At 47.0% G+C, this 22,815-nt stretch carries 23 protein-coding genes; 8 read left to right on the top strand and 15 right to left on the bottom strand.

Annotation, left to right across the window (positions count from 1 at the left end; translation table 11 throughout):
- Positions 1-12: 12 nt before the first annotated feature.
- The 4 genes from K6Q96_RS20235 to uraH form a co-directional block, all read right to left on the bottom strand.
- Entirely contained in the window at positions 13-1,380 is a 1,368-nt protein-coding gene (locus K6Q96_RS20235) for an 8-oxoguanine deaminase (protein WP_251882245.1), read from the bottom strand.
- Positions 1,381-1,451: 71 nt separating this feature from the next.
- On the bottom strand, positions 1,452-2,882 hold the full coding sequence (locus tag K6Q96_RS20240; RefSeq protein ID WP_251882246.1) for a nucleobase:cation symporter-2 family protein: 1,431 nt from the start codon (positions 2,880-2,882) through the stop codon (positions 1,452-1,454).
- 141 nt (positions 2,883-3,023) lie between these two features.
- Positions 3,024-4,364 (bottom strand): NCS2 family permease, encoded by a 1,341-nt coding sequence (locus tag K6Q96_RS20245; RefSeq protein ID WP_251882247.1) that lies wholly within the window; start codon positions 4,362-4,364, stop codon positions 3,024-3,026.
- An 86-nt stretch (positions 4,365-4,450) separates the two neighbouring features.
- The gene (gene uraH, locus K6Q96_RS20250) at positions 4,451-4,804 is read right to left on the bottom strand and encodes a hydroxyisourate hydrolase (protein ID WP_251882248.1); all 354 of its coding nucleotides are present in this window, start codon (positions 4,802-4,804) and stop codon (positions 4,451-4,453) included.
- A 450-nt stretch (positions 4,805-5,254) separates the two neighbouring features.
- Here uraH and puuE point away from each other — a divergent pair, with 450 nt between their 5' ends.
- From puuE to K6Q96_RS20275, 5 genes are all read left to right on the top strand, one after another.
- Positions 5,255-6,190, top strand: coding sequence for an allantoinase PuuE (gene puuE, locus K6Q96_RS20255; RefSeq protein ID WP_251882249.1), 936 nt, complete (start codon positions 5,255-5,257; stop codon positions 6,188-6,190).
- A gap of 14 nt (positions 6,191-6,204) precedes the next feature.
- Complete coding sequence (gene uraD / locus K6Q96_RS20260; protein ID WP_251882250.1) at positions 6,205-6,720, top strand: 2-oxo-4-hydroxy-4-carboxy-5-ureidoimidazoline decarboxylase; 516 nt, start codon at positions 6,205-6,207, stop codon at positions 6,718-6,720.
- A 201-nt stretch (positions 6,721-6,921) separates the two neighbouring features.
- Positions 6,922-7,914 (top strand): allantoicase, encoded by a 993-nt coding sequence (gene alc / locus K6Q96_RS20265; protein WP_251882251.1) that lies wholly within the window; start codon positions 6,922-6,924, stop codon positions 7,912-7,914.
- 63 nt (positions 7,915-7,977) lie between these two features.
- Complete coding sequence (locus K6Q96_RS20270; protein WP_251882360.1) at positions 7,978-8,469, top strand: ureidoglycolate lyase; 492 nt, start codon at positions 7,978-7,980, stop codon at positions 8,467-8,469.
- Positions 8,470-8,606: 137 nt separating this feature from the next.
- Complete coding sequence (locus tag K6Q96_RS20275) at positions 8,607-9,824, top strand: urate hydroxylase PuuD (RefSeq protein WP_251882252.1); 1,218 nt, start codon at positions 8,607-8,609, stop codon at positions 9,822-9,824.
- 511 nt (positions 9,825-10,335) lie between these two features.
- On the opposite strand, the gene K6Q96_RS20280 is transcribed toward K6Q96_RS20275, so the two are convergent.
- Positions 10,336-10,845, bottom strand: a complete 510-nt coding sequence (locus tag K6Q96_RS20280; RefSeq protein ID WP_251882253.1) for a hypothetical protein — start codon at positions 10,843-10,845, stop codon at positions 10,336-10,338.
- 241 nt (positions 10,846-11,086) lie between these two features.
- Between K6Q96_RS20280 and K6Q96_RS20285 the strand changes: the two genes are divergently transcribed.
- Positions 11,087-12,805, top strand: a complete 1,719-nt coding sequence (locus K6Q96_RS20285; protein ID WP_251882254.1) for an SgrR family transcriptional regulator — start codon at positions 11,087-11,089, stop codon at positions 12,803-12,805.
- A gap of 4 nt (positions 12,806-12,809) precedes the next feature.
- On the opposite strand, the gene K6Q96_RS20290 is transcribed toward K6Q96_RS20285, so the two are convergent.
- The 5 genes from K6Q96_RS20290 to msrP all read right to left on the bottom strand — a co-directional run bounded on the left by K6Q96_RS20290 (position 12,810) and on the right by msrP (position 17,488).
- Positions 12,810-13,691: an AEC family transporter gene (locus tag K6Q96_RS20290; protein WP_251882255.1), complete on the bottom strand. Its 882-nt coding sequence runs from the start codon at positions 13,689-13,691 to the stop codon at positions 12,810-12,812.
- A 9-nt stretch (positions 13,692-13,700) separates the two neighbouring features.
- Positions 13,701-15,068, bottom strand: a complete 1,368-nt coding sequence (locus tag K6Q96_RS20295; RefSeq protein ID WP_251882256.1) for an MATE family efflux transporter — start codon at positions 15,066-15,068, stop codon at positions 13,701-13,703.
- Positions 15,069-15,092: 24 nt separating this feature from the next.
- The gene (locus K6Q96_RS20300; RefSeq protein ID WP_251882257.1) at positions 15,093-15,722 is read right to left on the bottom strand and encodes a hypothetical protein; all 630 of its coding nucleotides are present in this window, start codon (positions 15,720-15,722) and stop codon (positions 15,093-15,095) included.
- Between the two features lie 126 nt (positions 15,723-15,848).
- Positions 15,849-16,466, bottom strand: coding sequence for a protein-methionine-sulfoxide reductase heme-binding subunit MsrQ (msrQ, locus tag K6Q96_RS20305; protein ID WP_251882258.1), 618 nt, complete (start codon positions 16,464-16,466; stop codon positions 15,849-15,851).
- Positions 16,466-17,488, bottom strand: a complete 1,023-nt coding sequence (msrP, locus tag K6Q96_RS20310; protein ID WP_251882259.1) for a protein-methionine-sulfoxide reductase catalytic subunit MsrP — start codon at positions 17,486-17,488, stop codon at positions 16,466-16,468. The genes msrQ and msrP overlap by 1 nt, the downstream gene beginning before the upstream one ends.
- A gap of 503 nt (positions 17,489-17,991) precedes the next feature.
- Between msrP and K6Q96_RS20315 the strand changes: the two genes are divergently transcribed.
- A complete protein-coding gene (locus tag K6Q96_RS20315; RefSeq protein WP_251882260.1) occupies positions 17,992-18,402 on the top strand; it encodes a hypothetical protein in 411 nt (136 codons plus the stop codon).
- 191 nt (positions 18,403-18,593) lie between these two features.
- The gene (locus K6Q96_RS20320; RefSeq protein WP_434802185.1) at positions 18,594-19,553 is read left to right on the top strand and encodes a L,D-transpeptidase family protein; all 960 of its coding nucleotides are present in this window, start codon (positions 18,594-18,596) and stop codon (positions 19,551-19,553) included.
- A 19-nt stretch (positions 19,554-19,572) separates the two neighbouring features.
- On the opposite strand, the gene K6Q96_RS20325 is transcribed toward K6Q96_RS20320, so the two are convergent.
- The 5 genes from K6Q96_RS20325 to K6Q96_RS20345 all read right to left on the bottom strand — a co-directional run bounded on the left by K6Q96_RS20325 (position 19,573) and on the right by K6Q96_RS20345 (position 22,662).
- Entirely contained in the window at positions 19,573-19,818 is a 246-nt protein-coding gene (locus K6Q96_RS20325; protein WP_251882261.1) for an LPP leucine zipper domain-containing protein, read from the bottom strand.
- A gap of 207 nt (positions 19,819-20,025) precedes the next feature.
- Positions 20,026-20,478 (bottom strand): copper chaperone PCu(A)C, encoded by a 453-nt coding sequence (locus K6Q96_RS20330; RefSeq protein ID WP_251882262.1) that lies wholly within the window; start codon positions 20,476-20,478, stop codon positions 20,026-20,028.
- Between the two features lie 62 nt (positions 20,479-20,540).
- Positions 20,541-21,125 carry an SCO family protein gene (locus tag K6Q96_RS20335; protein WP_251882263.1) on the bottom strand — a complete coding sequence of 195 codons (585 nt, stop codon included), beginning with the start codon at positions 21,123-21,125 and terminating at the stop codon, positions 20,541-20,543.
- Positions 21,122-21,535, bottom strand: a complete 414-nt coding sequence (locus K6Q96_RS20340) for a hypothetical protein (RefSeq protein WP_251882264.1) — start codon at positions 21,533-21,535, stop codon at positions 21,122-21,124. Before K6Q96_RS20340 ends, K6Q96_RS20335 begins: the two co-directional genes overlap by 4 nt.
- 203 nt (positions 21,536-21,738) lie before the next feature.
- A complete protein-coding gene (locus K6Q96_RS20345) occupies positions 21,739-22,662 on the bottom strand; it encodes a polyprenyl-phosphate transporter (RefSeq protein ID WP_251882265.1) in 924 nt (307 codons plus the stop codon).
- Between the last annotated feature and the right edge of the window lie 153 nt (positions 22,663-22,815).

Genomic DNA, 22,815 nt, shown 5'->3' on the forward strand with positions numbered 1-22,815 from the left:
TTAAGGCGCTTTTTAGCGCCTTAATTTTTGAGCTTTATCAGCCAACCTTCTTGCAGCTGCACGGTGTCTTACCATCAACTCTTGCTTATCAACATCGACCAATTCGCCATCAACTACGCGCCAATCACCATTAACCATGACACGGTCTGCACGATGGTGTCCACAAAGTACTAGCGCAGCGAGAGGATCGTGGCTGCCAGAGAATTGAATTTCATCTAGCTTGAACATAGCAATATCTGCCAACATACCTTTGTCCAGCTTGCCGATGTCTTTTCGGCCGATATTTCTCGCTGAGCCCTGTGTCGCCCAGCGAAAAGCATCAAAGTGACTGACTTCGGCAGAACCGTATCTCAGCCGTTGAATGTAAGTCGCCATTCGTAGTTCATTTACCAGATTGGAACCATCATTTGATGCTGAGCCATCCACGCCAAGCCCGACAGAAGCGCCGGCTTCTTCTAGCTCTAGATTTCGGCAAATACCTGAGGCGAGCATCATGTTAGAACTTGGGCAATGACAAATTCCAATACCAGATTGTCCAAGCCTGCTAATCTCTTCGTCGTTGAAATGTATACCGTGTGCCAGCCAGGTTCTGTCATTCAGCCAGCCGACTTCTTCCAGATAATCAACGGGGCGATAACCGAAACGCTCCAGACAGAAGTTCTCTTCGTCTATGGTCTCGCAAAGATGGGTATGAAGCATCACATTGTGTTGTTTGGCAACGTGAGCCGTTTCTTTCATGAGCTCTGTGGTGACAGAAAAAGGGGAGCAGGGGGCGAGGGCAATTTGGGTCATGCCGCCAAATTCAGATTGATGATATTCGCGGATTAGGCGAACGCTATCATCAATGATGGTTTGTTCAGTTTGGATGGTGTGCCTTGGGGGTAACCCGCCCTGATCTTCACCAAGGCTCATTGATCCTCGTGTAAGCACAGTGCGCAAACCGAGTTTTCTTGTGGCCTCTACTTGAATATCAATGGCATGCTCCAAACCAACAGGGATTAAGTAATGGTGGTCGGAAGCTGTAGTGCACCCGGAGAGCAGCAGTTCAGCGCTAGCGAGCTCTGTACCAAGCTGCATCATTTCTTCATCAAGGCCTGCCCATACTGGATATAGCGCCTTTAGCCAATGAAATAACTCTTTGTCCAATGCATCTGGATAAGCACGGGTGAGCGTCTGGTAGAAATGGTGATGGGCGTTAACCAAGCCGGGTAACACGACGTGCTCTGAAGCATCCAGGGTATGGTCGAATGGTTGGGTGGGAACTGCGCCTTTGGCGACTACCTCTATAATGGTGTTTCCTTGAACAACAATACCGCCAGTGGCGTCATCATTTGTACCTGTCCATATCGCGAGCGGATTTTTAATCCAGGTTGTTGCCATGTGTCTACATCCTTTGCTGGAAAATAAACAGCCCCGAGCTTTTAAAAACTCGGGGCTGGCGCTGAGGGACTTTAAGTCGGTTTAGAGGTTTGATCTGTTGACGTATCACTATGAGAAGAAGTGCTAGTCATCGCTGGCTCCGCGGTGTCTTCACTGAGCGGGATCGAATGATCGCTGTTCATTTCCTCTTCTTCTGCCTGTTTTTCCGCATGAACATCTTCTTTTGATTTAGGAAGCACCAGATTCAGAACAACAGCCACGATAGTACCTGTGGTAATACCTGAGTGAAGAAGCTGAGCGACATCATGATGCAGATGCTGAAGTAGAGAAGGCTTGATAGTGACTGCAAGACCTGCTGCCAAGGAGACACAAATGACAAGAGCATTGCGGCGTGTGTCAGCGGCTTTTACCAACATACGGATACCCGCATAGGCAATCATGCCGAACATGATGAATCCAACACCACCCAGCACTGGTTTTGGTACTGTCACCGCGAGTGCCCCGAATTTCGGGAAAAGTCCAGCAAGGATCAATAGAGCACCTGCGGTGCCCACCACGTAACGGCTTGCTACGCCAGTGATACCAACGATGCCGACATTCTGGCTGAATGAAGCCAATGGCATGGCACCAAATAATGACCCTACCGCACTACCAATGCCATCGCCCAGTAGACCGCGCTTGAGGTCTTTACCTGAAATCGTACGGTGACAATTGCTAGCAAGTGCAAGGAAATCGCCTGTAGCTTCTGCGATCACGACAATATAGGCAAGACACATACTCACGATGGCTGGCCATGAAAAGCTGAGTCCAAACTTGAGAGGGTCAGGTGTCGCGAACCAACTTGCTTCGCCGATTTGTTTCATGTCAACCATGCCCATACTCAGTGCCACCAAGTACCCGCCAGCCAAGCCGATGACAATCGCTGATGCAGCTACTGAGCCTTTTGCGTAAGTCGCAACGAGCAAAACAACCAAAAGAGAAATGGCAGCAAGGAAAAGCTTGGGTAGCGTTGCAAAATGTTCGCTTCCTGCCGGTGCATCACCCACCCAGTTCATGGCAACGGGCAATATGGTTAAACCAATCAGCGTAACGACAACACCACTGACAACCGGTGGAAATAGTTTACGGATTTGCTCCATAAAAAAGGCGGAGACGATCACCATGCACGCGCCAACCAGTGCAGCGCCCATAATCCCAGAAACACCGTCAGCCTTACCTATGCCGATAGCTATCCCTAGAAATGCAAAGCTGGAACCCATGACGACTGGCAGTCTGATGCCCACAGGCCCTACGCCAATACACTGTATTATGGTAAAAGCACCTGAGATGAATAGTGCAGCATTAATAAGAGTGACAACGTCACTGGTTGGTAGGCCAATGGCAGTGCCAACAATGAGTGGTACAGCAATAATACCGCCGATAGAGGCAAGCATGTGTTGTATGGCTAGCAGGACTGTGGAGCCTGCAGGTGGTTTATCGTTTAATTCATAGAGCAGTTTCATAACTTCTTCCTTTAAGCTGCCGGCGTTCCTTTTTTAATGCGGCAGCGTTAGTGGTGAATATCGAATTACCCTTGGGACGTCGTTGGTCCTTTTGAAACGAAAAATTAAAAATTAGCGGCCTCTTTGGGCCCCTTTTATTAGTTATCCGAGAATGATCAGTTTGAACACAAAGAGGATGCTCAATACATACATTGCAATCGAAATATCTGAGAACTTTCCGGTACCCGCTTTGAGTACGGTGTAGGTGATAAAGCCAAGTGCGATACCGTTTGAGATGGAGAAGGTCAGCGGCATCATTAAAGCGGTAACTGCGGCTGGAACGGAGTCAGTAAAATCATCCCAGTTCACGTGGCGGATACTGCTCATCATCAGGAAAGCAACGTAAATAAGCGCACCTGCTGTAGCGTATGCTGGGATCATCCCTGCCAGCGGCGCGAGGAAAATAGCGGCCAGAAACAGCAGACCAACCACGATAGCAGACAAACCTGTTCTTGCGCCTGCTGATACACCAGAGGCACTTTCCACGTAACTTGTGACGGGTGGACAGCCGAAACATGCGCCGATAACGCTCGACATACTGTCTGCTTTCAGGGCTCTCGGAAGACCATCAATCTGTCCTGTTTCATTGTTGATAAGGTTTGCACGTTCTGCTACGCCCATCAGTGTGCCTGCGGTGTCAAACATGTTCACAAACAGGAAGGCGAGAATAATGCTGATCATGCCGACATTCAGTGCGCCAGCAATGTCCATTGCCATGAAGGTTGGCGCGATGCTTGGTGGCGCTGAAAAGATGCCGCCGTATTCGAAGAGACCAAGACCTAAACCGATCAGCGTGGTACCGAAAATACCGATCAGAACAGCACCGAACACTTGTTTAACTGCCAATATAGAAATGATGAAGAAGCATACGGCAGCGAGAATGGCAGGTGGCTGAGTAAAGTCGCCAAGTGTGACCAAAGTGGCGGGGCTGCCAACAACGATCCCAGCGCTTTTTAAACCGATAATACCAAGGAATAAACCGACGCCAGCCGTCATGGCGTAGCGCAGTGAAGAGGGTATGCTGTTGATGATCCATTCGCGAACTCGGGAGACACTCAAACCAACAAAAATGACCCCGGAAATAAACACCGCGCCAAGGGCAACTTGCCAGCTATATCCCATTTCACCTACCACGGTAAATGCGAAGAAAGCGTTCAAGCCCATGCCCGGAGCAAGCCCCACCGGCCAGTTTGCAAATAGCCCCATCATCAGGGTACCGATTGCGGCACCAACACAGGTAGCAACAAACAGCGCGCCTGGATCCATACCGGACGCAGACATAATGTTGGGGTTCACAAAAATGATATACGCCATAGTGGCAAAAGTGGTGACCCCACCTATGAGTTCGTTCTTAACCGATGTGCCGTGTTGGCTCAATTTAAAGTAGCGTTCAAGAAAGCCACTCTTTCCTATGGGTTGTTCAGCAGTGCTTTGCTTATCCATTGATATATTCCTTCTAGGAGTTACTGCGAGTTTTTCCTTTTCGCATTGATTCTGTTTATTTAAATGAGCATTCGTAGGCCAGTCAGCTAGCTACCTCTGTATGTTGAAAAGCTATAGGGAGAAACCAGTAAAGGGACGTGGTAATGCGCTTTCTCGTCATCGATGCCAAACCGGATAACGACATCGTCAAGAAAAGGGATATCACTTAGGGCTACACCGCTATTTTTGAAATATTCGGCAGTATTAAACTGCAATTGGTATTTTCCTCGTTGGAAGTCTGTCTCTTCCAGCAATGGCTCATTGGTACGCCCGTCGTGATTGGTAGTCATGGTGATGACATGTTGAAGATTGTTTCCGTCTAAACGGAATAACGACACTTTAATCTCCGCCCCCGGCTTACCTTTGGCCGTGTCGAGCACATGCGTTGTGAGCTTTCCCATTTACCTCTGTCCTTTTCTTTATGGTTTATTCCTTCGTGCTTTCTTGTATCTAGCAAGGATGATCGTGATTTCGAGAGCGAATAACATACATATGATCCGATACATTTCATTACGTGTGCACATCTAATAAATTAAAATGTACACAATACTTAATTCTTGTAAAGGTCGAAAAATGCGCAGTATCAATAGTGGGAATCCTATAAGAAAGCCGTTATCTAAAGGGGTTAACGCAGGAATTTGATGCAAAACTCGCATGAGATGGATTTCTAGAAATATGAAGGCGACAACATTTCGTCAACTTGTTCTTGTAAATTGTATACAAAATGTAATACTAAAAATGTGCTTACCAGCTAGGAGAAAGATCTTCCTTTGATTGCTCCTAATAAACTGATAAAGAAAAACGGTGAGCCTCAGGCTTTTAATGCAAGGATTAATGATAGGAATGGCGCGATGAGTAGTGACTATCCTCGGGATTTGAAAGGCTATGGTGCTCGTCCCCCTCATCCAAGATGGCCGGGGGAGGCTCGGATTGCGGTTTCGTTTGTACTGAATTTTGAAGAGGGCGGCGAACGCTGTGTATTGCATGGGGACAGGGAGTCAGAAGCATTTTTATCTGAAATTCCTTCCGCACAACCCTTAGCGGGTGTCAGGCACATCAGCATGGAGTCAATCTACGAATACGGCACGCGTGCTGGACTTTGGCGGACTTTAAAACTTCTCCGACAACATGAGATTCCCTTGACGGTATTTGCCGTTGGGATGGCCGCAGAAAGGTATCCAGAGGCCATTCAGGCGATGGCAGAAGAAGGTCACGAAATTTGTAGCCACGGATACCGTTGGATTGACTATCAATATGTTCGTGAAGAAGACGAACGGGAAGACATGCAAAAAGCTATCGCGGCGATTAAAGCGGTCACAGGAGAGCGGCCATTAGGATGGTACACGGGCAGAACCAGCCCAAACACACGTAGACTGGTCGCTGAAGAAGGTGGTTTTCTTTATGACTCTGATGCTTATGACGATGATCTTCCGTACTGGCATGAAGATGGAACCAAACCAGGTAAGCCTCAGCTCGTTATTCCGTATGCCTTGGATACAAACGATATGCGCTTCTCTACCGCTCAGGGCTTCAATTCTGGCGAGCAATTTTTTCAGTATCTCAAAGACAGTTTTGATGTGCTGTATGAAGAGGGACAGGACGAACCGAAAATGCTTTCTATCGGTTTGCATTGCCGCTTGATTGGCAGACCGGGAAGACTGGCTGCGCTTAAGCGGTTTATAGAATACGTGAAGCAACATGACAGGGTATGGATCACCCGTCGAATTGATATCGCCAAACACTGGCACAAGCATCACCCACATCCAAGCATGACTAAACAGGTCTAAGGAAAGGCATAGTAATGGCACGATTTTCAACCTGTCGCCCCAGCGAGCAAACGAAAGAAGAGTTTGTCGATACGTTTGGCGGGGTTTACGAGCACAGTCCCTGGGTAGCAGAGCAAGCTTATGGTGCTGGGCTTGATGCAGCGTTTGATGAACAGGAGACGCTTCACTCCCGCATGGCAGATGTGCTCAACAATGCGGAAGACTCTTCAAAAATGCAGGTCGTTCTTGCTCACCCCGACCTTGCCGGTCGAGCAGCTCAGGCTGGTGAATTAACGGCAGAGTCAACGTCAGAACAGGCAAGTGCAGGTATCGATCAATGTACCCCAGAAGAGTTTGCCCGTTTCACCGATTTCAACGATCGCTACAAAGAAAAGTTCCAGTTTCCTTTTATCATGGCGGTGAAAGGGGCAAACAGACACTTGATTCTTGAAGCGTTCGAAAAACGTTTAGAAAACGATGTAACAACTGAATTCAACACTGCGATTGCTGAAATCAACAAAATCGCACTGTTCAGGCTACGTGATTTGTAGCTCTCTGGCCGTCGACATATCAATCCTATTTCAGGGCTTGTCGACGAATTCAGCGTCTCGCAAATTGAAGCTCGCCGGAAGCACACTCGATGCTTCCAGCTACAGTGAAAGGGGAAAAGACGCGACCTTTTGTATCCACCGACACCACAGCTTTAACGTCATCCGGTGTCTCAGATATATGTGATAAAGGAAGCAATGGAAATGGATAATCGTCCTGACTTCGTCAAGCTCGTTAATCTCGCCAGTAGCCGGCTCGGTACTGAAGCGATCTACGCGACAGATGACTTCTTCGCAGACAAACAACGTCTTGTTGATGATGCGCCTCCGGAATGGAAAGAAGACGTTTACGATGATAACGGTAAATGGATGGATGGCTGGGAATCGCGACGCAAGCGTGAAGAAGGCCACGACTACTGTGTGATTCGCCTTGGTTTGCCGGGCAAGATCATCGGCGTAGATATCGACACCTCTCACTTCACTGGAAACTATCCTCCTTCAGCATCACTGGAAGGTTGTTACTGCCCTGATGGTAATCCAACCGACGAACAGACTTGGGAAGAACTTCTGCCTTCAATGAATCTTCAGGGAGACAGCCACCACTTTGCAGATATTTATTCTGACCGACCCTTCACCCATGTCCGCTTTCATATCTATCCAGACGGTGGGGTAGCAAGGCTTCGTGTTTATGGTCATCCTGAAATTGATTGGGAACGCGTTAACCCGGAAAGCGAACTCGACCTAGTCGCTGTAGAAAACGGCGGACGCGCTCTGGCATGTAATGACCAACACTTCGGTCACATGAGTAACCTGATCATGCCTGGTCGCGGTGTCAATATGGGAGACGGCTGGGAAACAGCGCGTCGTCGCGTGCCTGGGAATGACTGGGTCATCCTTTCTATGGGGCATGCGGGATTGGTAGAGCGGATTGTTATTGATACAGCCCATTTCAAAGGAAATTTCCCAGATAGCGTCTCGATTCAAGCGGCTTTTGTAGAAGGTGGCACTGACGAGCAAATTGCCACGCAAAGCCTCTTCTGGCGTGAGCTCTTGCCAAGTCAGAAGCTGTCTGCAGACGCCATCCATGAGTTTGCTGAGCAGGTGAATAATTTGGGTGCGATCTCCCACGTCAGGGTCAACATTTTCCCAGATGGCGGCATAAGTCGTGTACGCCTATTTGGCAGGAAATCTGGCTGAGCTGATTACCCGTTACAGTGAGAAAAAGACAAAGGAGAAGGAAGAGTGCCAGTCACGGAATTGATGTTAAAACCGGAACCGCTGACGAAAGAATCGTTTACGCCTTTTGGTGATGTGATTGAAGCCGAAAATCGTGACTACTTCATGATTAATAACGGCTCTACACGTCGCTACCATAAGCTCGCAACGACCCAAGTTGATGAGGGCAGCGGCGTTATCATCAATATCTTTCAGGCGACGCCTCTTTCCTATCCTTTGCACATCATGATGTTGGAACGTCATCCCAAGGGCTCACAGGCTTTTATGCCTTTGCTAGGCAATGACTATCTGGTGGTTGTCGCGCCGCCGGGAGAAGTGCCGGAGCCAGATTCGATCCGCGCTTTTCATGCGAAAGCTAGCCAGGGCGTGAATTACCATAGGGGTGTTTGGCATCATCCTGTTCTTGCATTAACACCTAACGATCAGTTTCTGGTGGTCGACAGGGACGGTGTGGGTAATAACTGTGACGAGTTTTTCTTTTCAGAACAGATACGTGTGATATTGGCGCCCAATTGATAACGTCATCATATTAACGTAAGCGATTTGTTGCTTTGGTTAATGAACAGGCCGATATCTGAGAAAAACAGGAAGGGACGACGTAAGCTTTTTTGTAGCAGACAAATTTAGCGACGGCGTCCGTACAGGAGGTTGTTATGGATCCGTATTTCACGGAATGGCTCAATCTGGCAGTGCGCTGGGTACACATGATTACTGGTGTTGCCTGGATCGGTGCATCTTTCTACTTTGTATGGCTGGAAAACAACTTAAACAGATCGAACCCCAAAGAGGGGTTGTCCGGCGATTTATGGGCGATACACGGTGGTGGTATCTATCACCTCGAGAAATACAAACTAGCGCCGCCTAAAATGCCTGAAACACTTCATTGGTTCAAGTGGGAGGCTTACTTCACCTGGATCACGGGTGTTGCACTGCTCACTATTGTTTTTTACTCCAATGCGGACATTTACCTCGTTAAACCGGGGTCGGGTATAGAGCCAATGACAGCGGTGGCGATCGGTGTTGGATCTTTGGTTTCAGGCTGGTTTGTTTACGATTTTCTGTGTGACTCCCCATTGGGCAAAAGGCCCATGTTGCTTGGGTTGGTGTTGTTTGCTTTCTTAGTCTTTGCTGCCTGGGCGCTGAGTTTGGTCTTTAGTGGCCGTGGCGCTTACATTCATGTTGGCGCCATTATCGGTACCATTATGGTTGGTAATGTGTTCCGTATCATCATGCCTGCACAGCGTGGATTGGTGAAAGCGATTGAAGAGGGTACAGAGCCGGATCCTGAGCTTCCTGCTAAAGGCCTGTTGCGTTCACGTCATAACAACTATCTCACGCTGCCCGTGCTGTTCATTATGATCAGTAACCATTTCCCCAGTACTTATGGCAACGAATACAACTGGGCAATTTTGGCGGGTCTTTCAGTGATCAGCGTATTGGTTCGTCACTATTTCAATACACGTCATGGAAGCCAAAAGTATGCGTGGACAATCCCAACTGCTGCGTTAGGTTTGGTTTGTCTGGCATTTGTCTCAGCGCCTCAGTCAAATGCACCGACAGCGTCTGCCGCTCATTCTCATGATATGGCTGCGACCGCTGGTGGCGAAGAAACAATGTTTGTATCCGTAAAAGGCATCATTATGGAGCGTTGTACGGTTTGTCACTCTCAAGCGCCGACTCATCCAGCTTTTGCCACCGCTCCTGCCGGTGTGATTTTAGATACGCCGGAGCAAATGAAGCTAGAAGTGTCCCGGATTGTGGCACAGACAGTCACCACCAATATCATGCCTCTTGGTAATCTGACGCAAATGACACAGGAAGAGCGCGAATTGATTGGTAAGTGGGCGGAAGGTGGTGCTCACATTCAATAAGATTTGATATTTTTATGTGAATAATTGGCCGCTCCACTATGGGGTGGCTTTATTTTTTTGTTGAGTTATATCAATGAAATAGTGCTTATTTATATTTAATATGAATGATTGGTTATGGAGTCAATTCACGTATTTTATTGAGTGTGTGAATTTTCCACCTTAAAAGTTAACAAATCACGAGATTTGCTGACAGGTTTTGGTTATAATTCGCGCCGAATAAAAAATCATCAATTCGCAAAAGCAAGACGTGGCAGTAGTTTTGGCGGTGCTACGAAACGCAGAGCAAAACTTTTTAGGAGAGAAACGTGGAAACTATTCTGGTCGTCGCATTTATCGTTGCAGCATTCTTTATCGTCAAAAAAGAGCGTGCTTGCCGTTCGTAATTGCCTAGCTACGACTGTTTGATTCTTTTTTGAAAGCCCATTTTCCAGTCGACAAGTAAAATAAAAGCGCTAAAGCGGAAAAAAGCAGAGCCTGAGCTCTGCTTTTGTGTTTCTGGGAGTGCATTACGCTATTCGCTAACAACGTTTCCATCACCTGCGAGTGAAATAAGGTGCTGTTTGATGGCGTTTGAAGCGTGAGTCGTCAGTCCGTATACATCGTAAATTCCGATGACTTTTCCATCAGACTCTTCTGAGCTAAATAACATTCCCGTTGCCGCTGGCGTGCCGTCTTGCATTGCGACATACAGTTCGACATGCATGCCGTCAGGCGTCGGCAGATCTGTAAGCGAAAGTTGAGAGAGGAACTCCATGATGGTTTCGCGTTCTGATTCTGGCCATTTTTGTGCGAGCGTTTTTGCGTAGCGAACCATCAGTGGGTGGCAATCAACCTCGTAAAATGTAAAGCCTTCTGTTGCGCTGCCAGTAGATTTCTCCGTTGAGATGGGCTCTGATTCCGCTGCGTTATACAAACGCAAACCTTCTTTGCTTTCAGCCGTTGGAAATTGTGCACTCTCTACGTGGCTTGCCATCCAGGCCTGTTTTTTGTGGAAGTGGGAAAGAACGGTGGATTCGCTCATAAGAACTCCGGAATCTAGAATGTCCGAGAACTAAACCTCTCGGCAGCGTGAAGGCAATCTTCAATCGTGCTTCGATAATAGCGCTGTTAGATGAAATAACAATGGCTCACCGACAAAATGAGGAAGTACCAATGCTGAGTGGCGATAAGTTGAGCAGCTAACCATTGCTGGAGAATCATGATTTTAGGTATAAAATAGGAAATGAATTCGATAATCGCTGACTACTCAGGTTCCCCTTTTTATGTCCGGACAACGCCTTCAAACACAGTTTTCAATGATTTATAACCGTTTCGACGGTAAAGACGCTGATACCAATCTTGAGACCATGGCGGACATCTTTTGTTGTACACGTCGTAACGCAAGAATGGTCCTCAACAAGATGGCGGAGCAGGGCTGGTTGACCTGGGAACCCGCTGTCGGCCGAGGAAAGCAGAGTCGCCTGACGTTCCACCGCAGTGATTCCGATCTTCAAATGCGCCGTGTTAGAAAGTGGGTTCAGGAAGGCAAACTGGACGCTGCACTAGAAGAGCTGGATAACGACGCCGCCAAATTGGCAAGACTGATCCAGGAACAGTTGGGCGTCTCTACACAAGAAGGTAAGCAGATCATCCGCCTTCCCTATTACCGCTCATTCCCTACGCTAAACCCAGCCAAACCTTTGCGCCGTTCCGAGCAGCACTTGGTCTCTCAAATTTTCAATGGATTGACACGACTGAGCGAAGCTAATGAGAAAGTCGAGGCAGACTTGGCACATCACTGGGAATCCATCACAGATACCCATTGGCGATTCTATTTGCGCCCTGCAGTCAAATTTCATGATGGCACGCTACTGAGTGCAGAAGATGTGATTTGGTCAATCAATACCATGTCCGGCAGTCCTTACTTTTCTCATATTAAGCACATTGAAGCGCCAGCAGAGAACGTCGTGGATTTCATTTTGAGCCGACCCGATGTGAGGTTTGCTGAAACTTTGGCTGTTCCTATGGCATCGATTCAATCCCACAAGGCGGCAAAAAATAAAGATGCTGACGCTTTTCCTGTAGGGACAGGTCCATATCGAATCGTCGAAAACAACAGACGGCATCTAGTGCTAAAGGCACACGACCAGTATTTTGGTTTTCGTGCACTGACTGATGAAATTGAAATATGGGTGCTTGATAGCGCGGCAATGTGTTATCTACAGCCCACAGCGTCACTTGATCCTACCGCGTTGGATTCTCGACAAGGTGCGCTTCAAAGCGCCGCTAACGAGCGACTGGAGATTGACGAAGGTTGTGATTACCTTTTGTTGAATAGAAAAACGGGCATTGCGAAGGACAAGCGCTGGGCGGATTACCTTTGTCAGCGCGTTTCATCTCTTTTCTTGTTGCCTCACTTAGCTGAAAGAGGCATCGGTGAATACCGTCTTACTAATGCCTATGGTTTAGTTCCAGGATGGATACATACCAAAACGGCGAGACAAGATGTATTGCCCCCTGCAAAATCAAAGCTTAGGCTGGCTCATCAGGCCGATAATCCTCTCTTTCCACTTCTTGCTGCAGCACTAAAAGAGATGTTGGAAGAGGATGGCGTCGAGCTAGAAATTCATACTGTGCCATACGAAGAGATGATGCAGCCGACCAATCCGAAAAAAGTGGATATCTGGCTTTGTGGGATGAGTTTGGGTAGCAAGAAGCATGATGCTATTCTGCCCTGGTTGATGAATTTTGATCATATCTCATCAGCAATGCCAGAGGGAGAGTTTGCGGCATTGGTTGAGAAAATGGTGGCGTGGCGCGCCCAAAAAAGCGAAACCTTCAACGCAGAGTCATTAGGACGTTTGTTGGTTGAATCCTCACAGATCGTCCCACTTTTCCATATCTGGCAGGGCGTTGTAGATGGGCAGGAACTGGAAGATGTTGCCTCAAACCGCGTCGGCTGGTTTGATTTCAAATCAGTTTGGAAGAAGCCCTCTCTTTAATGCTTCACAACCATGCAAAAGCCGCGATAAGCAATAAAGGCAGCGTCAATACGGTAAATCCATTTCCAAACAGCACCATTGACGCTACCTCGTCTGCGCCCACTTTAAAGCGCTGGGCGTAAAGAAAATTCATGACGGCTGGTGGTAACATGGCGAACAAAAGCATCATTCGCATGTGTTCTGACGGAAGAGGAATAAAAAAGTAGATCAGAGTAAAACTGGTTGCTCCTGTCACCAAGCTCAGTACCGTGCTCAAAATCCCAACACGAATCCCAGACCACTTAATGGCAGTAAGCTGAACGCCAAGCGAAATCAGCATAACAGGAACCGCTGCATTTCCAACGAGCGTCATACCTTCTTTGAGTGGATTCCAAACGGTCCAGCCATTGAAATTGAAAACCAGCGCGAGCATAGCCGCCCATAGCAATGGCATTCTAAGGACTTTGGTGAAGCGATATTCGCTGTTGCTTAGCAAAGCCATGCCCACAGTAATATGGAGAATGACGGAAACCACAAATAGCAAGACAGCAGGAGCCTCTGCATTAACCCCAAATGCATAGCCAAAAAGAGGTATGGCAAGGTTCCCGCTATTGCGGAACATTTGAGGTGGTCCCCAGGTTTTAAAAGGTAGTGACATTACTTTTCCGATGCCGAACATTAAAACACCTGGGAGTAAAACAGCGAGAACTGCTGCGGCGATGAGCGAGTTTTGTTGGCCGCCCATAGGCATGACAGAAAGGGTGGTGAACACCAGACACGGCACCATTAAATCTATGTTGATTCGGTTGATATGGCGCATATCCGGTTTGAATGCCTTGCCTACAAAAAAGCCAGCGACGACGACGGCAAATACCGGAAATAGTATGCTAATGACTTTTTCGAGCATCCTTGCCTCTTATAGTGGTTGATTTCCCTGTGACTCCGTAACGGACTGCGTTTGATATAGCTTCCACAGCATCCATGCAGTGAGTAGAGTGCTTGTACAGGCGAGAGAAATCCAAGTGCCTGTTGCGCCGAGTAGTTTCGTCATGCAATACAGCATTGCGGCAATAATGACCAGTTTACCGCCAGTCAGCCAATTGGCAATGCTTGCTTGGTTGATTGATTGAAAATAAATGGCTCCGACTAAAAGCAAACCTTCCATCGGTAATCCCCAAAAATAGAGATACATTCCTTTCTGCGTAACACCTGCCAGTTCGGGGTTATCACCAGCAAAGGCATAGATAATAGCTTCAGGAAATCCGTATACGATAAACAATCCAAAAGCGGCGACAATTATGGTCGCAGCAAAGGCGATATTCCGGCTGGTTTTAACACGCTGAATTTGGCCTGCACCCAGGTTAAAACTGGTGATTGGCTGCATGCCCAAAGCGATACCTTCAAAAGCTAAATAGAAAAAGGCTTCCGTATAACTGACTATGGCATAGGCAGCGACATTGATCGGAGCTCCAGAGGCGAGAAACGCCATATTGTGAAAAGTGAGCACAACAGACAGATACAGGTACATCAGAAAACCCGGAATGCCGAGTTGAATAATGTCTGTGACCGTTTTGGCCCCAATGGCAATGGAATTTAGTGTAAAGCGTAGCCGGGTGGTTGGTTTGAAGAAGTGGCGCAAACAAAGCAATGCAGTTGCGGCTTGCGACAGCATGGTCGCAATCGCTGCGCCTTTCAACTCCCAAGGGATCAAGACGATAAAGACCCAATCTAGGATGATGTTCAGTACACCGCCGAAGATCATAATGAAAGTGACGCGATTTGGTTCTCCATCATTTCTTAGCAAAATAGAGAATGCCATGGATACCAGTGCAAATACGCCCATCCCGAAATACCACCGAAGATAAGTGACAGCCATTTCTGCAACCCGACCTTCTGCACCGAGTGCGAGAATAACATCTTGGCAAAACGCCACTCCGACTATTGAGATAAAAAGACTGACAATCAGAGAGAAGGACAATGCGTTCCCGACAATATGTTGCGCGACGTTTGCTTTCCCTTGTCCAAGATTGATAGAAACAAGAGATGCTGCACCCATGCCAATCAGGTTGCCGAGAGCATAAAGCACTGATCCAATGGGATAGGCGAGCATAATTGCGGCCAGACCTTCTTCGCCAACGAAATGGCCGATAAACATACCATCGACCGCAACGTAAATTCCGGTTACCAGCATGGCAGTAATGGTAGGTAGTGAATAGCGAAGGAAAAGGCGTAACAATGGTGCGTCGCGCAACACCGCATCGTTAGCGTGAACTTCTGTGGTCATGATATTCCGTTCAGGGTGGATTAGTTACAGCGTGTAGGCAGCGGTGAGTAGCATGTATTTGAACAGTGGCAATCCATCGCGATGCCGGAAAAGAGGATGAAATATTCGGTGTCGACCGTCACTTAGGTTGCATTCTTGCTCAATATCCTCCGAAAGGCTGCGATCTGCGTCGACTAATCGGATCCCTTGTGCGGCATACTCTTCTTTATGTATAGGTTGGTGACCGAGCCACCAACTCGGTACAGACTTACTTGCGCTGGAGCGGTCGACCCAGTGATCGGCAACAATGATTAGTCGTTTTTCTTTACCACTTGCCCTATCTAGATGCTCTAAGGTCCACTGGGTATCTTTTACAAGACCTTTTCGGCAGGCAACATTCGCGCTGATTAAGCGGTGTGCGACTATATAGATTTGATGTTCAGGGCTCTCAATTCGAAACGCAGGGTGTTTGAGCGTGGCTGTTTCATCGAGCTGTGTGTATATGGCAGCGATTTTAAGGTTGTCATAGGAGTGTATTAAACGACGCGCCAAGGCTTTGCCTAAATGGCTCTCTTTCATCCCACGGTTGTGGATCGTCGGATAATGGTGTTCGCAGAAGCTGACACAGTCAGATTGAAAATCTCTCAAGCTCTGCGAAATGAGTTCGTCCAGCAAAAACGCCTACTCCAAAAAATCAACACTACAACATAGGGTTGCGTCAAGGTTCCTTAAAGTATGGCAAAAATTTGAAATTTGCTATATCTGGATGCGCTAATTGTGCAGAGCTGTTCAAAAGTGAGGCTATGTCCTTCTAAATACTGGTCTCGCAACGATTCTTTTTAGGGTTTTCCAACGAATCGCTAGCAGCGTGAGCGCCAAAAGTATGTAAATCGTCGGTTCAATAAGTTCTGATTTTGAGGACCAGTAGAAATGAACTGGTGCAAGAATAAGTGCTAGATAAACTAGGTTATGTAACTTCTGCCATTTCGCGCCCATACGGCGTTGGATTTTTGCAGTTGATGTAATTGTCAGTGCAAACAGAATTAGCCAGCCAATTGCACCAAATGTCAGATATGGTCGCGACAGGATTTCTGTCCCAAGTAGTGAGAAATTGAAGGTCAGATCCAGCGCAAAATAGGTCAGCATATGTAATGTTGCCCAAAAGAACGCATAAAGGCCGACGACGCGACGACAACGAACCAGCAAACCGTTTTTAGTAAAGCGGGCGATCGGGCTGACCAACATAGTCACCACCAAGGTATTCAGCGCAGCGATGCCTGTGTAATGAGTGATGCCATCGACCGGATCTGCACCAAACCGACCCGATAAAGCCAAGTTCACCAAGTTGACCGCAAACCCAAGACTAACAAGGTGAACAATCGTTTTGATCAGCGTGATGTGCGTGGGCGTTAAACGCATTAATAATTCGCCTTCAGGTTCATGTCCGTATATAGGTGAGCGACTTCTTCCTGATAGCCATTAAACATCGCGGTGGGCTGACGACGCGAGCTGAAAATGGAACCCTCACCTATAAATCGCTCTGAAGCTTGGCTCCAACGAGGGTGGTCAACCTGAGGATTGACGTTGGCATAGAATCCGTATTCGTGTGAAGCCAACAAATTCCAAGTTGTCGCTGGTTGCGCTTCCAGAAGGTGAATCTTCACAATGGATTTGATGCTCTTGAAACCATATTTCCACGGTACAACCAAGCGCACTGGTGCGCCATTCTGCGGTGCAAGTGTTTGACCAAATAGTCCGACGCTAAGCAAGGTCAGTGGATTCATGGCTTCATCCAGTCTCAAGCCTTCTACGTAAGGGTAATCAATACCACCACCTACAAACTGAGAACGTTGTCCTGGCATTTGCTTCGGGTCATGAAGGGTTTCGAATGCCACATATTTTGCGCTTCCCATTGGATCCGCTTCTTTCAATAGTGCAGCGAGAGAGAAGCCTACCCAAGGAATATTCATGGACCAGGCTTCAACACAGCGCATGCGGTAGAAGCGGTCTTCGAGCGGGAATTTTTTAAGCAAGTCGTCATAGCTCAGCTTCATGGGGTTGTTCACTAAGCCATCGACTTCTAGTGTCCATGGATTAACCACGAAATTTTGGCTGTTTTCTACGGGGTCACCTTTTCCTGTGCCGAATTCATAGAAGTTGTTATAGGTCAGCACTTTTGACTCAGGCGTTGTTTCGAGCCCTTTGCCATAAGGTGTTTTCTCTGAAACCAGCGGAGATCTAACAAACGTTGTGCCATCAGGCGCTTTGTCATCATCACTACCGAAAATACCAAAAATATTGGCCTGAGATTGGGCGGCGAAGGGGAGGCTCGCTGTCACGATTCCGAGTTTTTTCAGAATTTCACGACGGGACTTGTAAACACTTTCCGGGGTGAGTTCGTTTTCTTTTATTTCTGATTTCTTTGTCACTCGGATCAGCATCGGGTTACTCCGTTTTTCAATTTGTGCAAAAGCATGTCACTTACTTATCAGACCTATATAACGTTAAAAATCTTTCAGGAGATTAGGGCCTGTTGACCTTTTTTGTTAAATATTGTTCTAGCGAAAAGCGTTTTAGGCGCGGCGAGGTTTGTGACGCCCAGTGTTTCTAAGCAAACAGGGCTCAACAAAGAATAAAACGCTTTTAGCACGGGAAGAGAAGTCGAACCCATCGGACAGCTTTTGTGACTCCTTTCTTCTGCGTTATCGGTTGTTTCAAGCAGGAGAGCTATACATCAAAACCTCTACTTGAACAAAGCACCCACAAACAGCTGCAAAATTCATAACAAAAGGTCATCAGACCCTACGTTTTTATGAAAAAACGTTCATTACAGTATGGTAGTTGTCATCGATGATGGGTAGAGTGAGCCCCCAACGGTCAGGTATTAATTAAGTGGTTAATTAGCCGCCAGTTTCCAAAAAGCACTTCGGGAATGGAATTTCTAATGAAACGTTATATTTTGATGTTCGCACTTGCTGCAACTGCACTGCCAGCTTCTGCACAAGGCCTTTCTGCGGGCGTATTTTTTGGTACCCCTATGTCGGGAGTCTCTATTGGTCAAAACAATCTGCGTGTTTCTCTCGGTATTGAAGAAACAGGCGTCGCGGTGGATGGATTGTGGAACCTCGGAGATTGGTTAGCCCGTCCTGAGTTTTCTCCAATGTATGCGTACACGGGTGCGCAGTGGGTAGATGACAAACACCACGAGTGGGGACCGAGAGCGGGCCTGGGTATCGCTGTCCCTATGGGACATGGAAACATTGAACTATACGGTGAAGCGGGTTCAACCTGGTATTGGCAGGAAGATGCAGCCTTTAAGTTTGAAGGCTCCTTTGGTCTACGTATGTTCTTCTGAGCACATTGTGAGCAAAGTACTATTTCGTTAAAAGAGCGCTGACAGGCGCTCTTTATCTTTATGTGTCGGCCATGAGAAACAAGAGCGAATAATCACGGATATTGAAAGGCATAGCAGATAGCAAAGGTCATATCTCGTGTTATCTTTTAACTAGATTCTAAAAACTCATAAATGCGAGAGAAAAAAGCGAGATGAAATTCGCGTGTAAACTTATCCCTGTCTTGTTTGCTGGCCTTCTTCCGACGTTATCGATGGCGAACGAGTATGCCTGGCCAGAGGCCGAAACACGCCTGATAGGGGACAACCCTGTCCATATTGTTAAGCCTGGTGAACACCTTGAATTGATTGCCAAAGACTACAACGTGGGTTTTTTGGCCTTGCTTTCTGCAAACCCGGGCGTTGATCCTTATCTGCCAAAACCGGGAATTTTTGTCACCATTCCACAGCAACTGATCCTTCCTGAAGTTGATTACGAAGGTATTGTTATTAATCTGGCGGAATTGCGCCTCTACTATTTTGATACGGAAAACCGAAAAGTTCATATATTCCCGATTGGTATTGGTAGTGTTGGTCGTGAAACGCCGATTATGACAACTAAAATTAGCCAGAAGCGCGAAAACCCGACTTGGACACCACCTATAAGCCTGAGAAAAGAGTATTTGGAAGAGCGCAATATCGTGCTGCCAGATGTGGTACCTGCTGGCCCCGAAAATCCGTTGGGTACTCACGCGCTGAGATTGGCATATGGTACCGGCTCTTACCTCATTCATGGTACAAATAAGGATTTCGGTATTGGGCTTCGGGTCAGTGCTGGCTGCATTCGCATGAGACCGAGCGATATTGTTTGGTTATTTGAGAAAGTCGCATTGGGTGAAAAGGTTCGAATTATCAATGAACCGGTAAAAACCAGTTATGAGCCAGATGGTGCCGTGTTTGTTGAAGCACATAGACCGCTTTCTGTTGATGAAACAGAAGTAGGTAAACGAGTTCTGACTCAACCTGATCCGCGTATCACGCATTGGTTGAAATCGAACCAGATGAATTTTAGCCGGTATCGCGCAGCACTTGCTGTGCAATCCGGTGTGCCAATAGAGGTAGGAAACGCTTTCGCACAAAATGCTACGGCTCCCGAGGGAGCCGCAGAATTATAGGAGGAAAATGGTGCAGTTCTTACTTGCTGTAAGACTGCGCCATGTTGTCAATGCGCTCATTTGCACGAGCCGCTTCATCATAAGAAAGCGCTGATGCCGCTGCTACGTCTGCTACGTCGCCTTGTAGAGCTGAAACTTGGTTAGACAGAGAGTCCACTTTAGACGACAGGTCAGCTACGCTTTGCTCAAGACCTTTATTGCTTGAACAACCAGCCAGTAATGCACTGGAAGCGATTGCTGCTACTGCTAGGAGACGAATTTTCATAGTAAAAACCTCTTCGTTTTTGTTGGGTTGCCTTACTGCTTTATATTTACCTGTTATACAAACAACTGGCTGCAGTATAACAATAGACTGCGTTTTAGTATTCTGCCGCTTGGTCGCAGGCTTATCCGCCTCAATGTTGATACAGCTTAAAAAACTAAGCATCTCATCAGCATAATAGATTAGAACTTTGGCAAATTAATGACCATTTCAGTGCTTATGTTTCATATGTGCGCCAGACATGACCTTTTTGACGGGTATCTCTTTGGTTATTTCTGAACCATCTGAGAAGGTTAGGGTAAGGGTAAGCGATTCACCCTCTTTGAGCGGTTTCTGCAAATCAAACAGCATAACGTGTAAACCACCAGGCTTTAATTCGGTCATTCCTTGAGCTGGCACATCGATGGTTTCCACCTGTCTCATTTTCATCATGCCGTCATGCATTGCGTGTGTGTGCAGTTCAACTGTTCCTGCTACCGGGGTTGCTGCCTCTACGAGAGAAACCAATTCGTCTCCACTATTTTTCAGGGTCATAAAAGCAGCGCTGTTAGGGGCATGGGGTGGCGTTGCACGTGCATAGGGCTCTGATACATCAATTGCTGCAAAAGAAGAGAAAGAAACAGCGCTAAATGCAGCGGCAATTAATGAGGTGCGAAAGTTCATCGAAAACTCCTGTTAATTTGAAAGCAATCGGTCTCCACCGAGTACTTTATTGCTTTTAGTATTTATTGGGTTTGTGTGGTGAGACGAAGAATTGCGTCTGACACCATGTTTGGATTTAACGTATGCGGGACTTTCTCAAGAAGCTCGCCATTTGGATTGAGGAAATAGAAGTAAGAACTGTGGTCCACGGCATATTTCATCGCTGAATCTTCCATTTGAGTGATTTGGTAAAGCACACCATATTTTTGTGCTAGTGCGTCTGTTTTCGCTTTGGAGGTGCTGGCTCCTTCAATACTTGGGTGGAAGTATCCTGCATATTGTTGTGCCGCTTCTCCATCGTCGCGTTCTGGATCCAGCGTAATGAAGACAGGCCTTATGTCCTTAAGCTTTTCTTCCGGCAAAGATTTCAATGCTGCTGACATAATTGCGAGAGAGGTGGGGCAAACATCGGGACAATGTGTATAACCAAAATAAACTACCCGGACTCGGCCATCTTTATCATCAAACAAATTGATGGTTTCTGTTCCGCTTTGAAGTAGACCTATTTCTGATGGGGCAGCAGCAGGTTTGTCGTTTTGGTCAACGAGGTACCGTGCACCAAAACCTGCTATCAGTGCAGCGACAACAACCAGAGCTTTTACTTTCATCGAGCCATCCTTACGTCAATGGGTAAAGTGAGAGCGTTATCTGGGCTTTTGATTACGCCTCGCCACGTCATTTCATCTTCCATGCAGATAGGGAGCATCAAGTCTCCTGTGTACACGTTATTGCCTACTGAAGAGAGTTTGAGTTTGTAAATTCCCATGTTCATCTCAACGCCTTGAAGCTCTAACATGAGGTGGTCGATATTTGCATTGGAGACTTCTACACGGATTTCGGTCGGAATAAGAGGAGCGGCCGTGGCTGATGCCATAGAGACGGTTGCACTGTCAAACGAACAAGGTGTAGTGCCGATAGTGCAATTTGATGCGAGTGAAGGCATGGCGGGGGTTGCTTCATCAAATAGGGTTTTATCTGCAAAGAAGTAGCCAAAGGCAACAACAAGCGCTAGACCCATGAATTCGACACCGCGTCGGCGTCCTGTGCCAGTTAAATTCATAAAAGAACTACAAACAAAACAAAGAGTGGGCAGCTTATCATCTCATATATGTTGAGGTTGTGAGAAACCTCTTGAAATGAAAGCAATCGTGCTCATATTGATATGACAAATAACGAAATAAGGCCTCATGAAAAGGCCTAATTGATCAAGGCGGAGATAAATTAGTCAGCGAGTTTTTCTGACACTTTTTCCAGGCCAATCACCAGTACAAAACCAACAATCATCATGACAATTGCAGTGCCCAGAAGAGCAGGTTGTCCTGTTGCAACTTCAAAAGCGCTCGGCGACAAGACTTTCTCGATCAATGGCACTTGCTCACCTGAAGAGTTTACGCGGAAACTGATGGCTTCTTTCCAGGGCCATACTTTACCCAAAGCGCCAATCAGTAGACCAGTCAGGAAAGCTATGGTGACACTGCGGTACTTGTTCAGTAGCCAGGAAAGCACGTGAGAGAATGACAGGATTCCGGCAAGACAGCCTACAGCGAACAACGCGAGAATAGGAATATTCAGGCTTTTTACAGCGTCCAATACCGGGGCATACATGCCAAGTAAAAGTAGAATAAAGCTGCCTGAGATGCCTGGGAGAATCATGGCACAGATAGCGATTGAGCCAGCAATAAACACTGTCAGCATATTGAATTCCATGCTGATAGGGTTGGTTACTGTGATGCCATAGGCAAAGATGGCGCCGGCAACTGCCAGAATAAGTTCAACCACAGACCATTTTTCTACCTGCTTAATCATGTGAATAGCAGAAGCGATGATCAAGCCAAAGAAAAACGACCAAATAACAATAGGATGGTTTTCGAGGGTGTAAGAAACCGCTTTAGCCAAGGTAAGAATCGCGGTCAGAATACCAGTAAGTAAAGAGGCGAGGAAAGTACCATTAATATGCTGCCAAACTGCTGCAAAGCCTTCACGGCGCCACAGCGAAAAAATTGATGGGTTTACCCGACGAATGCTCTCGAGAAGTGTGTCATAAATGCCGGTGATGAATGCGATGGTACCACCAGAGACACCCGGAACGACGTCTGCCGCACCCATCGCCATTCCTTTGAAAAAGGTGAGAATATTTTGCTTCATTGCGTGAATAACTAGCCATGTTTATAAGAGACTGGCCATTATACCCAAATAACCTGAAGATGCTCGCATTCAGAGGTCATCAATGCGTTCAATTCGAGGCAAATTTCGTGAGGAATAGTCGTCCTATTTCCTTGGAATTTAACGAACAAGTGG

Origin of the sequence: Grimontia kaedaensis, from assembly GCF_023746615.1 — a bacterium.
Lineage (GTDB): Bacteria > Pseudomonadota > Gammaproteobacteria > Enterobacterales > Vibrionaceae > Enterovibrio > Enterovibrio kaedaensis.

What these genes read in the sequence shown, in the direction of transcription:
- K6Q96_RS20235 (WP_251882245.1), bottom strand. Translation starts at nt 1,380, where the DNA reads ATGGCAACAACCTGGATTAAAAATCCGCTCGCGATATGGACAGGTACA.
- K6Q96_RS20240 (WP_251882246.1), bottom strand. Translation starts at nt 2,882, where the DNA reads ATGAAACTGCTCTATGAATTAAACGATAAACCACCTGCAGGCTCCACA.
- K6Q96_RS20245 (WP_251882247.1), bottom strand. Translation starts at nt 4,364, where the DNA reads ATGGATAAGCAAAGCACTGCTGAACAACCCATAGGAAAGAGTGGCTTT.
- uraH (WP_251882248.1), bottom strand. Translation starts at nt 4,804, where the DNA reads ATGGGAAAGCTCACAACGCATGTGCTCGACACGGCCAAAGGTAAGCCG.
- puuE (WP_251882249.1), top strand. Translation starts at nt 5,255, where the DNA reads ATGAGTAGTGACTATCCTCGGGATTTGAAAGGCTATGGTGCTCGTCCC.
- uraD (WP_251882250.1), top strand. Translation starts at nt 6,205, where the DNA reads ATGGCACGATTTTCAACCTGTCGCCCCAGCGAGCAAACGAAAGAAGAG.
- alc (WP_251882251.1), top strand. Translation starts at nt 6,922, where the DNA reads ATGGATAATCGTCCTGACTTCGTCAAGCTCGTTAATCTCGCCAGTAGC.
- K6Q96_RS20270 (WP_251882360.1), top strand. Translation starts at nt 7,978, where the DNA reads ATGTTAAAACCGGAACCGCTGACGAAAGAATCGTTTACGCCTTTTGGT.
- K6Q96_RS20275 (WP_251882252.1), top strand. Translation starts at nt 8,607, where the DNA reads ATGGATCCGTATTTCACGGAATGGCTCAATCTGGCAGTGCGCTGGGTA.
- K6Q96_RS20280 (WP_251882253.1), bottom strand. Translation starts at nt 10,845, where the DNA reads ATGAGCGAATCCACCGTTCTTTCCCACTTCCACAAAAAACAGGCCTGG.
- K6Q96_RS20285 (WP_251882254.1), top strand. Translation starts at nt 11,087, where the DNA reads ATGTCCGGACAACGCCTTCAAACACAGTTTTCAATGATTTATAACCGT.
- K6Q96_RS20290 (WP_251882255.1), bottom strand. Translation starts at nt 13,691, where the DNA reads ATGCTCGAAAAAGTCATTAGCATACTATTTCCGGTATTTGCCGTCGTC.
- K6Q96_RS20295 (WP_251882256.1), bottom strand. Translation starts at nt 15,068, where the DNA reads ATGACCACAGAAGTTCACGCTAACGATGCGGTGTTGCGCGACGCACCA.
- msrQ (WP_251882258.1), bottom strand. Translation starts at nt 16,466, where the DNA reads ATGCGTTTAACGCCCACGCACATCACGCTGATCAAAACGATTGTTCAC.
- msrP (WP_251882259.1), bottom strand. Translation starts at nt 17,488, where the DNA reads ATGCTGATCCGAGTGACAAAGAAATCAGAAATAAAAGAAAACGAACTC.
- K6Q96_RS20315 (WP_251882260.1), top strand. Translation starts at nt 17,992, where the DNA reads ATGAAACGTTATATTTTGATGTTCGCACTTGCTGCAACTGCACTGCCA.
- K6Q96_RS20320 (WP_434802185.1), top strand. Translation starts at nt 18,594, where the DNA reads ATGAAATTCGCGTGTAAACTTATCCCTGTCTTGTTTGCTGGCCTTCTT.
- K6Q96_RS20325 (WP_251882261.1), bottom strand. Translation starts at nt 19,818, where the DNA reads ATGAAAATTCGTCTCCTAGCAGTAGCAGCAATCGCTTCCAGTGCATTA.
- K6Q96_RS20330 (WP_251882262.1), bottom strand. Translation starts at nt 20,478, where the DNA reads ATGAACTTTCGCACCTCATTAATTGCCGCTGCATTTAGCGCTGTTTCT.
- K6Q96_RS20335 (WP_251882263.1), bottom strand. Translation starts at nt 21,125, where the DNA reads ATGAAAGTAAAAGCTCTGGTTGTTGTCGCTGCACTGATAGCAGGTTTT.
- K6Q96_RS20340 (WP_251882264.1), bottom strand. Translation starts at nt 21,535, where the DNA reads ATGGGTCTAGCGCTTGTTGTTGCCTTTGGCTACTTCTTTGCAGATAAA.
- K6Q96_RS20345 (WP_251882265.1), bottom strand. Translation starts at nt 22,662, where the DNA reads ATGAAGCAAAATATTCTCACCTTTTTCAAAGGAATGGCGATGGGTGCG.